Source organism: Mesorhizobium sp. AA22 (assembly GCF_001672375.2).
In the GTDB taxonomy this organism is placed as follows: Bacteria; Pseudomonadota; Alphaproteobacteria; order Rhizobiales; family Rhizobiaceae; genus Mesorhizobium; species Mesorhizobium wenxiniae.
Window position 1 is genome coordinate 2,588,804 of the sequence record NZ_CP048406.1, and the last position, 12,791, is coordinate 2,601,594.

Annotated in this window: 9 protein-coding genes; 3 read left to right on the forward strand and 6 right to left on the reverse strand. The window is 59.4% G+C overall.

Annotation, left to right across the window (positions count from 1 at the left end):
* Window positions 1-110 precede the first annotated feature (110 nt).
* Window positions 111-806, forward strand: a complete 696-nt coding sequence (locus tag A9K68_RS12660) for a hypothetical protein (protein ID WP_245430153.1) — start codon at window positions 111-113, stop codon at window positions 804-806.
* A gap of 51 nt (window positions 807-857) precedes the next feature.
* Here A9K68_RS12660 and A9K68_RS12665 read toward each other — a convergent pair whose 3' ends face one another.
* Window positions 858-2,453: a choline dehydrogenase gene (locus A9K68_RS12665; RefSeq protein ID WP_245430152.1), complete on the reverse strand. Its 1,596-nt coding sequence runs from the start codon at window positions 2,451-2,453 to the stop codon at window positions 858-860.
* Between the two features lie 385 nt (window positions 2,454-2,838).
* Between A9K68_RS12665 and A9K68_RS12670 the strand changes: the two genes are divergently transcribed.
* Complete coding sequence (locus tag A9K68_RS12670) at window positions 2,839-3,846, forward strand: Gfo/Idh/MocA family oxidoreductase (RefSeq protein WP_065010853.1); 1,008 nt, start codon at window positions 2,839-2,841, stop codon at window positions 3,844-3,846.
* 291 nt (window positions 3,847-4,137) lie between these two features.
* Here the strand turns inward: A9K68_RS12670 and A9K68_RS12675 are convergent, their stop codons facing one another.
* Together A9K68_RS12675 and A9K68_RS12680 are read right to left on the reverse strand one after the other, a co-directional pair.
* Complete coding sequence (locus tag A9K68_RS12675) at window positions 4,138-5,799, reverse strand: hydantoinase B/oxoprolinase family protein (protein ID WP_095780337.1); 1,662 nt, start codon at window positions 5,797-5,799, stop codon at window positions 4,138-4,140.
* Window positions 5,800-5,816: 17 nt separating this feature from the next.
* Window positions 5,817-7,907, reverse strand: coding sequence for a hydantoinase/oxoprolinase family protein (locus A9K68_RS12680; RefSeq protein WP_065010855.1), 2,091 nt, complete (start codon window positions 7,905-7,907; stop codon window positions 5,817-5,819).
* A 196-nt stretch (window positions 7,908-8,103) separates the two neighbouring features.
* On the opposite strand from A9K68_RS12680, the gene A9K68_RS12685 reads away from it, so the two are divergent.
* Window positions 8,104-9,156, forward strand: a complete 1,053-nt coding sequence (locus A9K68_RS12685) for a LacI family DNA-binding transcriptional regulator (protein WP_065010856.1) — start codon at window positions 8,104-8,106, stop codon at window positions 9,154-9,156.
* Between the two features lie 39 nt (window positions 9,157-9,195).
* On the opposite strand, the gene A9K68_RS12690 is transcribed toward A9K68_RS12685, so the two are convergent.
* From A9K68_RS12690 to A9K68_RS12700, 3 genes are all read right to left on the reverse strand, one after another.
* On the reverse strand, window positions 9,196-9,990 hold the full coding sequence (locus tag A9K68_RS12690) for a glucose 1-dehydrogenase (RefSeq protein WP_065010857.1): 795 nt from the start codon (window positions 9,988-9,990) through the stop codon (window positions 9,196-9,198).
* 51 nt (window positions 9,991-10,041) lie between these two features.
* Window positions 10,042-11,055 carry a glycoside hydrolase family 3 N-terminal domain-containing protein gene (locus tag A9K68_RS12695; RefSeq protein ID WP_065010858.1) on the reverse strand — a complete coding sequence of 338 codons (1,014 nt, stop codon included), beginning with the start codon at window positions 11,053-11,055 and terminating at the stop codon, window positions 10,042-10,044.
* A gap of 198 nt (window positions 11,056-11,253) precedes the next feature.
* Window positions 11,254-12,414, reverse strand: coding sequence for a gluconeogenesis factor YvcK family protein (locus tag A9K68_RS12700; protein WP_245430151.1), 1,161 nt, complete (start codon window positions 12,412-12,414; stop codon window positions 11,254-11,256).
* Between the last annotated feature and the right edge of the window lie 377 nt (window positions 12,415-12,791).

Sequence of the window (12,791 nt, forward strand, 5' to 3'; positions counted from 1 at the left end):
TCACTCTCTCAAAAGGCGCGAAGCGCAGTCGTATGCCGAGAAGTAGGTTGAAAATTGCATCGATCTAATTTAAGGTCAAGGTATCTTTTTTAATCATGCAGGAGAATGCCTTGACCGCCGAAAAAAATCGATCGCGCCCACTCAACTTCGCCGACCAGCACATCTCGGCGGTTCTCTACGAGGATGTCGAGGCGCTCGACGTTCGCGGCATTGTTGTCAACCTCAGCCCGCAGACAATATGGATCGAGGGTGTCGTCAACGCCCCGATCCAGCCCTGGCGGTCGACGACTGTCCTGGACAAGAAGGTGCTCGAGGCGGATCTCATTGCCGTGCTCAGGATCGACAAGACCGAGAACCTGGGTGGTGTCATGCACCGCGGCTGGACTTGGTTCGGTGACCTGTATGCCGGCTTTCCCCGTCAAAACCCGCTCTACGTGTCGTCAATCGACAATATTGGTACCGTCGAAGAGGACCCGCGCACCTTCACGCGTGAGAGCGCCGGCGGCGATGCCCGGCAATCCTTCGAACTCAAGCTAAAGCTTTGGTGGGCACCGGCCCAGACCGACGGCTTCATTCATAACGAGCATCCTTTTCTCGAGACGCACACGCAGATCCATGGCTTCGGAAGAATGCAGAAGTTCCGCGAGCGGGATTCAGAAACGATCTACGAGGACGTCATAATGTCGCCCGGCTACACGCATGAAGCGTTCTGCTTGGTGACTGGGAAGAACGAGTGGACCTATCCGTGGCACCGCTATTTTTCGGATACCGATGCCATATGGCTGGCCGTCGAACTGCACCCCTGACAGATCCAACGCGGGCCACCTCCGGCAGGGATGCCGGGGTGGCCCGTCCGGTCAGACCACCTTGCCGGCGAGCATGATCGCCGCGCCTTTCTCGCCGATCATAATAGACGGGGCATTGGTGTTTCCGCTCACCAGCGTCGGCATGATCGACGAATCGATCACACGCAGGCGCTCCAGTCCGCGTACCCGCAATTGCGTGTCGACGACGGCCATATCGTCGCTGCCCATCTTGCAAGTGCCAACGGGGTGGTAGTCAGTCTTGCTCCATTCGCGGACATAGTCGGCGATCTGGGCATCGCTCCTGAGGTCTTTGCCAGGCATGTATTCGCGCTCAATCAACCGATCGAGCGCCGACTGGGCGAAGATCTCGCGGGCCTGCTTGAAGCAAGCGATCGACCGGCGCAGGTCTTCATCGACACCGAGGAAATTGGGATCTATCAGCGGTGCCTTGAGCGGATCGTTCGAAGCCAGCTTGACTGAGCCGCGCGCATCCGGCCGCAAATAGGCGGTGTTCAGCGTCATGCCGGATCCGACGATCTTCTTGCGGCCATGGTCGACAACGTAGGCTGGCAGGAAATGCATCTGGTTGTCGGGCCAGTCGTCATTGCCGTCGGTCGACAGGAAGGCGCCGCCCTCGCAGACATTCGAGGTGACCGGTCCAGTGCGATAGAGCAGGTACTGCAACCCATTCCGGATCATCGGCAAAAGACGGTCCTGCCCGTCATAGCTGATCGGATCCTTCAGGGTCGCCACGGCATAGACGTCCAGGTGGTCCTGCAGGTTCTTGCCGACGCCCTTGAGATCATGCACGGGCTTGATGCCGAGCGCCGACAGTTCGTCTGCCTCACCGATGCCCGACGACAACAACAGGCGCGGCGACCCGATCGCGCCGCTGGAGACGACGACTTCGCGTTCGGCATTGGCTACTTGGGGCGTTCTTGACGAGCCGACTGCATATTCCACGCCTGTGGCGCGGCCGTTTTCCACAATCACGCGCAGCACTCTAGCCTGCGTGATCACGGTAAGATTGGCGCGATGCCGCACCGGATGAACGTATGACACTGCTGCGCTGCCGCGCCGGCGATCCCGTTGCGTGACTTGATAGTAGCCGATGCCATGTTGCCTGGCGCCGTTGAAGTCAGGGTTGAAGGGATGGCCGGCCTGCTGGGCGGCGCGAACAAATATATCCGTCAGCGGTAGCGGACTGACTTGATCGGAAACCGCCAGAGGTCCGTCATTGCCATGATAGGGAAGGGTAAAGCGCTGGTTGGATTCGGCGCGAACGAAATACGGCAAGCAGCCGTCGTAGCCCCAGCCTTCGTTCCCGAGTTTGGCCCATTGGTCGTAGTCGTTGCTGTTGCCGCGGATGTAGACCATGGCGTTGATCGAACTGCCGCCGCCAAGCGTCATGCCTTGAGGATAGTGCATTTCTCGATTGTTGACGTTTTTCTGGGGCGTGGTTCGAAACTCCCAGCTCACCCGCGGCCCCACCAGCTTCGAATAGCCGGCCGGAAAATGGATCAACAGCGACTTGTCCGGTCCACCGGCCTCGAGAAGAAGGACGCGCGCCTGCGGGTCGGCGCTGAGGCGATTGGCGATGACGCATCCTGCAGATCCGCCGCCGACGATGATGTAATCGAAAATCATCTGTGAAACCCGATTCCTGGAGGGCCGTCGAAAGGCCTCTCTAATGTTGATCAGAGTCGAGCGACCAAGCCAATGGCGCCTTGCTGCCCGCAGTCCACCGACAGGATTTGACAAATTCGCCTGAAGGTCTTAGATCGATCTAATAGCAACAACGAACGCTGAACTCAATTGTTTTTCCAGGCAAACGGAACAGCCATGACCCGGCATGCGATGCTCGATCTCGGGGGTGTCCTGAGCGCTAGGACGTGTCGGAAGGTTGTCTCCAAGGTCTGCCCGTGCCGGTCCAAGGCGACGGTTTTCCCGGCACGCCTACGAGCCCGCGGCAGTAGCCAGCTGCATTAGCTCGATCCCAGATCTCTCAATCTCTCGCGAAAGGAATTTTGAAATGACCAAGCCCGGAAAACTGAGATGGGGCCTGCTCGGCGCTAGCAACATCGCTAAGGAGTGGCTTCACACCTCGATCAGCAAACATCCCGACTGCGAGGTGGTTTCGGTCTACAGCCGAGATCAGCAGCGGGCGGCTGCCTACGCGCAGGACCTGGGTCTGCAGCGGTATTTCACCCAAATTAGTGCCTTCCTCGCCGATCCGGAACTGGACGCGGTCTACATCTCGACCACCAATGAGAAGCATCGTGACGAAGCGATTGCAGCCGCTAACGCGGGCAAGCACATCCTTTGCGAGAAGCCACTGGCATTAAATGTCGAGGATGCGCAGGCCATGATCGATGCGGCCCAGGCCGCGGGTGTCGTGCTGGCGACCAATCACCATCTTCGCAACATGGAGACGCACCGCGCGATCAAGGATGTGATCAAGTCAGGCCAACTCGGCCACATCACCTCTGCCCGCATTTCTTTCACCGTCGACCTGCCTGACAATCTGGCGCGCTGGCGCCTCAACGATCCAAAAACTGGCGCAGGCGTGGTGCTTGACCTGACGGTTCACGACATGGATCTGCTGCGTTTCTATTTCGACGCGGACCCGGTCTCTGTTACGGCCATGGGTTTGACGTCAGGCAGTGCACCGCACGGGATCAAGGACAATGTGATGACGATTTGGGAGTTTCCGGGCCGCCTGCTCGTCAGCTGCCATGACACGTTCCTGGTGCCGTTCGGTGGCACTGCGATCGACGTTCACGGCGTGAGCGCATCCGTCCATGGCGCTGACGTGCTGTGGCAGAAACCACAGGGGCGCATCACCGTGCGCGATACCGAGGGTACACACGAAATTCGCGTCGAGCACCTTGTCCCCTACGACCGAACGGTTGCCGATTTCGTCAAGGCTGTTCGCGGAACTGGCGAGCCGTCCGTGACTGGCGAAGACGGCAAGAAGGCGCTTCGCCTCGCGCTGGCCGCCGTCCAGGCGATGGAAACTGGCAAAACCGTGCACCTCTAGCGCCGTGCAATGGACGTCATGCGGGCGAGGCGCTAGGCTCCGGATGGACATAGGCGGGTCCACGAGAGAAATGATAGGCCGCGACGCTGCCTGGCAGGGTAGCGGCCTTCCCATCTAAACGCCACAGCAATCGATCAAGACGATTACAACGAAAATCAGGCCGAGAGCCGATGGTTGTACAACAATCGACGGCCCTTGGGCCGGCCATCGGATAACATGCCCCGCAGCCGCAACTCGAAAATGCCACTCCAGCTGCAGGACCCGGCAACCGAGTTGGAGACGTTCTGGCGACTATGGATTGAAAGAATAGTCGCTTGCTGCCGAATCCGCCGAAACTAGGCCGTTGTCTATGTCCAACGCAATTGCCTCGCGCGATCTGTCGACCGGCGCACCGTAACCGCCGCCGCCCGGCGTCAGGACGACCAGCCAATCGCCGGCTGGGATCGTCTGACGGCCTTTGCCGTTCAGGGGCCGGCCGGATCCCAGGCCGACGAAGCCTGATCCGCCGACCTTGCCTCCAGCCCGGCCGCGCGGCGGATGCGTGATGCGGTCCAGTGCGGCGTAGAGGTCGAAATCGACGGGATCGCGGTTCTGAATTTCGATGTGCTGGCCAAGGCCGCCGCGATAGGTACCGGGACCGCCGCTGTCGGGCCTAAGCTCCTTGCACCTGAACAGCAGTGGAGAGATGGATTCAATAATTTCGACTGGGACACCCGAGACGCCGCTTGGAAAGGCAGTGGCCGAAAGGCCGTCCAAAAATGGGCGCCCACCAACGCCGCCGGTCTGCACCGAAAGGACTGAAAAGCGGTTGAAATTGTCCGACGCACCGTTTGCTGTACTGGCGTGGTTCTCCATGATCAAGTTCCACAAACATGACGTGCCTTCGGCCGGCGGCTGTATCGCCGGAATCTGCGCCAGGCAACCGAAGACAACGTCGGGAAGCATCTGACCTATGATGTGTCGCGACGAAACGGGTGCCGGCCGCTGCGCATTCAAGATACAGTTGACAGGCGCTGTGACGTGTATCGGCTCGAGAGAGCCGGCATTGTTGGGAATATCGGGCGCAATCAGCACGCGGATCCCATAGGTCGAATACGCCTGCGCATAGGTGAGGGGTACGTTGATCCCTTTGGAAGATGCACCGGAGCTTCCGGTAAAGTCGATGGCAATGGTCGAGCCTTTGATGGTGAGTGTCGCCACCAGGTCGATGGGCTGCTCGTAACCGTCGACCCGCATCGACGACGAATAACTGCCGTCCGGCAGCGCCGCGATCTTAGTTTCGACCGCGTTGCGCGACTGGGTGATGATGTGCTCGGCTAGCCCTTGCAGCGTGTCGAGCCGAAATTCGCGCATCATCTCGATGAGGCGTTCGACGCCGATATCGTTGCAGGCGGCGAGCGACAGGATGTCACCCTCCGCCTCGGTGGGATAGCGGGAATTTCCGCGGACGATGTCGATCAGCGTCTGGTTCTTGACGCCACCATCGATCAGGCGAAGAAAGGGCACATAAAGACCCTCTTCGATGACGTCGCGCCCGTCCGGGCCGAAGCCGATGCCACCGATGTCGACGAGGTGGCTGGTGCAAGCAAACAGCGCCACCAGGCTGCCGTCGAGAAAGGCGGGTGTCACCACCACCATGTCATGAAGATGCCCGGTGCCCTTCCATGGATCGTTGGTGATGTAGACATCGCCTTCCCGCATCGTCCCGGCAGGAAAGGCGATAAGGAAATGTTTCACCGATTCTGCCATCGAATTGACATGGCCAGGCGTCCCTGTCACCGCCTGCGCCAGCATGCGGCCATCCATGTCGAAGACGCCGGCCGACAGGTCGCCAGACTCGCGCACGATCGGGCTGAAGGCTGTCCGGACCAGGGTCTGCGCCTGTTCCTCGACGACCGAAATCAGGCGATTCCACATTATCTGCGTGTGGATGTCGGAAAGCTCAGAATGCATGTCCATGACCAATACCGTCAGACCTTGGCGTTGAGGATGATGGAGCCGTTCGCATCGATCGAAGCGTGGAATGTCGAGGTGACGACCGTCGACGTTTCGTCCTCGGCGATGATGGCGGGTCCGCTGATCGTCTGATCGGTGCCGATGGCATCGCGCCAATAGACCGGGCTGTCGGCAAAGACTCCGAGTTGCCCGTCGAAGAGCCGGCTTCGCCCGACGGGTTCGGCCACACCGGCTGCGCGGGGACGAACGAAGACGATGTCCTGCGACGGGCCTGTGCCTACCGCCGTAACCGTGACGGCCCAACTCAACGCCTCGATGGCGGCGTGGTCGATCTTGCGCCGATAGAGTGCGATGTAGGCGCTGGTGAAGGCGCAGGCGAGGGCCTCCCGGTCGGCGCTGCGGAGCGGCCTGTCCTCCAACTGAACCTCGATTTCGTGGCCCTGTCCGGTGTAGCGCAGGAAGACGGAACGGCGTGCTTCGAGCGGCGCCTCCGGATCCGCCTCGCGGATGACGGCGGAAGCCTCGTCGATCATCTCGTCGAACTGCCGGTTAATAGCGTCGATGTCGAGGTTGGCAATGCGGGCGAATGCGCTGCGCACCACCTCATAGCCGAGAGGGGCTCGCAGGAAGCCGATGGCGGAACCGACACCTGCACTTCGGGGCACGATAACGCGCCTTATACCGAGCTTTTCCGCGAGACGTGCGGCGTGCAGCGGGGCTGCGCCGCCGAACGCGACCATAGTCCTCGCGCGAACGTCTTTTCCCCGTTCGATTGCGTGTACTCTCGATGCGTTGGCCATATTCTCTTCGACCACCTCGCAGATGCCGAAGGCACCGGTCTCCAGCTCGGTTCCCAACCGATCCGAAACACGTGCCGCGATCGCCCGGCGCGAGGAGCCAACGTCCAACAGGATAGAGCCGCCGGCAAAACGCACCGGGTCGATCTTCCCAAGAACCAGATCGGCGTCGGTGACCGTTGGGGCCTCGCCGCCGCGACCGTAGCAAGCCGGTCCAGGTTCGGACGTCGCGCTCTCTGGCCCGACCTGTATCCGGCCGAGCGAGTCGACCTGCGCGATAGATCCGCCGCCGGCGCCGATCTCGACCATTTCGATGACCGGTATGCGGATCGGCATGCCGCTTCCCTTCATGAAGCGCTTCGACCGAGCGACTTCGAAGGAGCGGGATTTGAGCGGCTCGCTTTTGTCGATGATGCAAATCTTTGCTGTCGTTCCGCCCATGTCGAAGGACAACAAGTCATCGACGCCGCATCTTGCGCCGATATGCGCAGCCAGAATTGCGCCGCCAGCGGGGCCGGATTCTACCAGGCGGATCGGCAACTCGCAGGCGTTGCTCAGCGTCGTCAGGCCGCCCCCAGAGGTCATCAGCAGCAGCGGGGCCGACAGTCCGATGCGATCGAGCTCGCCGCGCAGCCTTTGCAGATAGCTCGCCATGAGAGGCTGCACATACGCATTGGCGCATGTGGTCATCAGCCTCTCATACTCGCGGATTTCGGGGCAGACCTTGCTGGAGAGCGAGACATAGGCTTGCGGCATAAGCTCGCTCAAACGCGCGCCGACCATCTGTTCGTGCCGGGGGTTCGCGTAGCTGTGCAACAGCCCGACCGCCACGCTGGTCACGCCGGCGGCGAGCATCGTGTCCACATGGGCGTGCAGCGGATCGAGATCGATCGGAACGATGACCGAACCGTCGACAGCCACCCTTTCGCGAACCATCAGGCGCAGGGCGCGGGCAACGAGCGGCTCGGGTTTCACGAGATTGATATCGTATTGGTCGAAGCGGCTTTCACGGCCGATCTCGATCACGTCGCGAAAACCTAGCGTGGTGACAAGCGCGGTCTTGGCCCCTTTGCGTTCAATCAGCGCATTAGTTGCCAGCGTCGTCCCGTGGATGAAAATGTCGATATCGGCGGCCGTCAGTGCTGCGCGTCTCAACGCCTCAAGGATTCCGGTAATCACGCCGGTTTCCGGAGTCTTGGGTGTGGTCAGCACCTTGGCGGTAAAGCGACGGTCGCCACATTCGAGCGCGATATCGGTGAATGTGCCGCCAATGTCAGCGGCCAATCGACAGGAAGGCTTTTTGGTCATTTCAATCCCTTGCCGCAGGAGATCTCCCCAAAAGCGACTTTCAACTAGTGTGGTTAGATCGATCTAATAGCTGTATGGAATGGCGTCAAGGCGATTGGTGATTTGAAACCAATTTTCCTGTATGTCGGGGGGTGCTTACTGACTCGTCGGAGTTGGCCAGCGCTCTTTCAATCTCGTGCAGGTTGGAGTGGAAGGTATGGACGGCAAAAACTTGACGGAAAAGCGCGGGCAGCAGCGCGTGACGCTTGACGTCGTCGCCAAGCATGCCGGCGTTTCGAGGTCAACTGCCTCCCTCGTTGTTCGTAACAGCAACCTGATTGCGCCCGAAACGCATGAGCGGGTCCGTGCCTCCATGAAGGCGCTCGGTTACATCTACAATCAGTCAGCGGGCAGTTTGCGGTCGCAGAGGACGAAGACGCTTGGCATGGTGATTGCTGATATATCAAATCCATTTTACGCGCTGCTCGCGTCAGGCATAGAATGGGCGTGCCACCAGCAGGATTTTCTGACGATCTTTGCCGACACCGCTGAAGACGGTGGGCGCCAGAAGATGATCATCGATCGTCTCATACAACACAATGTTGCCGGCGTGTTTCTCTGTCCAGCCGGCGAAAACTCTGCCGAAGATCTTGCCGCGCTCCAGGTGGCGGGAACACCTCTGGTCCAGATCATGCGTCACGTCTCGGGACAAAAGGTTCCCTATATCGGCCCCGACAACGTGGCAGGGGTGCAACTCGGCATCGATCATGTGGTCCGTCTCGGCCGCAAGAAACTGGCATTCATCGGTGGCCCTGCCGGCAAGTCCTCGAGCGAGGAGCGTCTTGACGGCTTTAACAAGGCAATGAACAGGCATCGGCTGAAGGTGAAGAAGGACTTTATTAGATCCGTTGCGATCAACCGACGCGAAGCAATGGAAGCTGCACTTGTCTTGCTCGACCGCTCCGATCGCCCGGACGCGATCATCTGCTACAACGATCTCATGGCATTTGGTGTTATGCTGGCGATGCAGCGGCTCGGGCTGACGCCCGGCAAAGAGGTGGCCCTGGTCGGGTTCGACGATATTCCGGAATCCGCACTTTGGACGCCGGCATTGACGACCATCTCGATTGATGCACGCAATATCGGACGCTTGGCGGCGCGTGTTCTTCTGGACAAGATCGCGAACCCCAGCCGGACGCCTCGGGACATCATTGTTGAGCCTAAGCTGGTAATCCGGGAATCCTGCGGCGAGCCTTTCGCAGTAGCGTAAGCCACCGCCTGTCGGCTTGCGGGCAAGTCGACATCCAGGTCATGACGCCCAGTTTTTCCGATAGTCCGGATAGATCGTCAGGCCGCCGTCGACGTACAGCGTCTGCCCCGTAATGTAGCGGGCATCCTCCGAGGCGAGGAAGGCAAAGGCGGCTGCGACTTCATCAGCGTCGGCAATCCGGCCGAGCGGAATATGTTTTTCCACAGCGGCGCGCTTGTCGGCGTCGAACACCCAGTTCCGGTTCAGCGGCGTCACCGTGGCTCCCGGCGCGACGTTGTTGACCCTGATGCCCTGCGCTGCGTATTCCAGTGCCAATGTCCGCATCAGCATCCCCAGTCCGCCCTTGCTTGTGGCGTAGGCAATGAAATTGGGCTTTGGAATGATTTCGTGATTGCTAGAATTGTTGAGGATGACGCCAGCGGAATGGCGTGAAAGAAAATGCCGCACCGCAAGCTTTGAACAGACGAAGACGGCTCTGAGATTTAAGTTCAGCACCGCGTCAAAATCCTCGATCGGAAATTCATGCGACGGGTGCTCGCGATTGATGCCGGCATTGTTGATCAAAATATCGACCTGTCCCGCCAGCGCCACCGCCTGGTTGAACATCGTCCCAACCTGGGTCGGATCGGATAAGTCGGCGGGTATGATGCCGCCGACCCTATCGGCACCATATAGGTCGGTTATTGACGTTGCGGTCTCGTGGAGAGTGTCAGAGCCCGAAAGATCATTGAGGATTACGATCGAACCTTCCTCGGCAAAACGCATGGCCGTAGCCCTGCCAATGCCTTGTGCAGCGCCTGTAATCAGTACTCGTTTGTCAGTCAGTCCGCGCATGATGGCATCCGTTACGGGGGTGATGGGCTCGGCGCTTGGGATCCGGTTCGCTTAAGTAAGGCGTAGGGCTAACGCGCGCAGTTTTGAAACCGACGCAGCGATGCGATCGCCCGACAGGGTGCCATTCTCGACGGCCATCTCGATCGCGTCGACCATGGACGGGATTCGCCTAACGCCTTCTGCTGAGACCAGCATCCAGTCGCCACCAGCGGCGACCGCCTTGATAGCCGACTCCTCGATGGTCATGTCTCGAATCGTCGCTTTCCAATCCAAGTCATCGGTAAGGACAACACCGCCAAAACCGAATTCATCTTTCAACATGCTGATTAGTTCGGCTGAATGAGAAGCGGCGATGGGGGGCGTTGTCGCGTTGAAGATTGCCGGCCCCATCATGACGACGTCGGCACCCGCGTCGATACCAGCCCGGAATGGTGTTGAGAATGCCCGTAGCTCATCGAGCGAGTGCGGAACTACGCCTTCGTAAACGGCGGGGTCGAGCTTACAGATCGGGTGACCGGGAAAATGCTTCACTGTAGCGGCGACGCCGCCATCCTGAACACCTTTGACAAATGCACCCACAATCCGCGTCACTTCGCCAATGTCTTCGCCGAGGGTACGCCCCTCGAGCCAGGGATTGGGGCCTGCAAGCACATCCGCTACCGGCGAGAGGAAGACATTAACCCCAAGCCTGCGGGCAGATATGGCCGAGGCTTTTGATCGCGCCTCGATCACCTCATTCGTCGATCGGTGGGCCTCTTCGAGAGACGGCAGCGATTTGGTGAGCCTATGAAGCCGCTCTATGCCGCCGATTTCGGCGTCGACGGCAATGAGGACCGGGCCGGCGATGGCTCGGGCCCGGGCAATCGTTGTACGCCAGCGTTCCTGCGTTTCGTCGGCAACTCGCCTAGGCTCGATGACGCGGCTGACATATTCCTCGCGCGTTTCGCCAAACAGCAATGAGATGCCGCCGTTCTCCAAGAATCTGGCCAATGCACTGTCGATCTCGAGTTCAGGCAAGATCGGGAGGAAAAGTGCATGGATGTCGCGCCGCAGTTGGGTACTCATTTTGTCTCCTCAAATCGGGTGGCGGTCACGAGCTGTCCAGCCGCCAGAACGCGGCCCACAGTTTCGGAGCCGCAGGGCGCAATGGTTATCCGCCCGGATCACCCCGCTGGATGAGGCTTCATTGTCTGATCAGCTGGGACGGTGTTAGATCGATCTCATCAGTAGATGCGTTTGTCGACAGCTGTTGTCAAGCTCCGATTAACACATCGGTTCGGCTAGTTTCAAAATCTCGAGGGCGACGGCGTCACCATCACGTGTGCCTCTTTGCCAGAGATCCTCGAAGTCTCCCGAGACAACGGATATGCCTTGCGCGCTGCACAGTTCAAGCAATGAGCCGACCTGAAGATAGCTGAATTTACCGACGCGCTTGGTGAAGGGGAAGACATTGCGATTGGCCAGAATGTGGGTAAGCAAGTCGTCTTTTGACCGGGACTGGGCCACTCGAAGGAGAGCGGATAGCTGCGACGCAAGCGTCAGGCCGCGTGTTTCGGCGCAGTCCGTAATATTGCCGACGAAGATTTTCACTGCTCTCGCGTTGCTTCGGATCGCGTCCAGTATCCCTTCGACCATGAGATGGGGTAGGACGCTGGAAAAAAGGCTTCCTGGCCCGTAAAGAATGACGTCTGCTTCGAGAATGGCTCCTATAGCCGGGCCGTTGGCCTCGACCGACGCTGCCCTGTCCGACCCTCGCGTCAACCAGATCTCGTCAATCAACGTAGGCGGTTCGGAGGGGGGCATCGAGGTGATGCGGTCCTGGCGGGTGATGACGCGTCCGTCAGAAAGCTGGGCCGACAGATGGACATCGTTGACGACCGAAGAGGGCCAGACGTTTCCCTCGATGCCGCACAGGTCTTTGAACCTGGACATCGCAGCGTTGACGTCGTTGTCGTGAGCTAGATAGGCGCCAGCCAGGATAAAATTGCCGACGCTGCCGTTTCCAAGATCGAAATCCTCCGGCAAGCGGGAGCTGAAGAGATCGAGATAGCGCGTAATTGCGTTGCGAAGAGACGGTGCCTGCGTCTTCAAAAATGGATGCCGGCAATCGGCGAAGAATTCGAATTCCATTCGCAGTTGCCGTTGGCCCACTGCCTCGGACAGGCGTGAATTGCACATCCTTATGACGTTGCCGGCACATTTCTCGCCGTGGGCCATCGTCATCAAGGCTTGCCGGATATCTCCCACTGCTAGGATACCCAGTGCTTCCCGGATGGCTCGCGAACTGCCGCCGCTATCCCAGGCTGGCACGATGCGCGTCAGGCGGCTAGGACCGCGCGACAGCGCCAGATTGATATTGCGACAGCCGCTGCCTCCACCCAGCATCACGATATGAGGGGTCTTCCGAACGCCGGTATTCTGCACTGCCAGCCGCTCCTCCGAAAAAGCGAAAATAACGCTAGAGCCATTGAGTATATTGAAACATGCAATCCATTAGTTTATGACTTAGATCGATACAACGATCTTTTCTAGCGTGCCGGGCTCATGGAGTCCTGCCAGCGACATGGTCAGGGGAAAGCGATGATACGGGCTTTAATGAGAACAACGGCGTTGAGATTTGCGTGCCTAGCAGCGCTGTTGGTCGCCGCCGATTCTTTCGCATTCGGCGGGCGCACCATGTATCGATGCTATGATCTCATCCTCGGACATAGCCAAAGGCAGGCCGAAATTTCCGGTCTGAAACTCCGGGCATACGGCGCCGTTTGGTCGAGGCTGCTTGGCGTCGAGGACGTCGGTGAAGG

Bases quoted from the DNA above. Each gene is read 5' to 3' on its own strand.
- A9K68_RS12665 (WP_245430152.1), bottom strand. From the start codon at position 2,453: ATGATTTTCGATTACATCATCGTCGGCGGCGGATCTGCAGGATGCGTC.
- A9K68_RS12670 (WP_065010853.1), top strand. From the start codon at position 2,839: ATGACCAAGCCCGGAAAACTGAGATGGGGCCTGCTCGGCGCTAGCAAC.
- A9K68_RS12675 (WP_095780337.1), bottom strand. From the start codon at position 5,799: ATGCATTCTGAGCTTTCCGACATCCACACGCAGATAATGTGGAATCGC.
- A9K68_RS12680 (WP_065010855.1), bottom strand. From the start codon at position 7,907: ATGACCAAAAAGCCTTCCTGTCGATTGGCCGCTGACATTGGCGGCACA.
- A9K68_RS12685 (WP_065010856.1), top strand. From the start codon at position 8,104: ATGGACGGCAAAAACTTGACGGAAAAGCGCGGGCAGCAGCGCGTGACG.
- A9K68_RS12690 (WP_065010857.1), bottom strand. From the start codon at position 9,990: ATGCGCGGACTGACTGACAAACGAGTACTGATTACAGGCGCTGCACAA.
- A9K68_RS12695 (WP_065010858.1), bottom strand. From the start codon at position 11,055: ATGAGTACCCAACTGCGGCGCGACATCCATGCACTTTTCCTCCCGATC.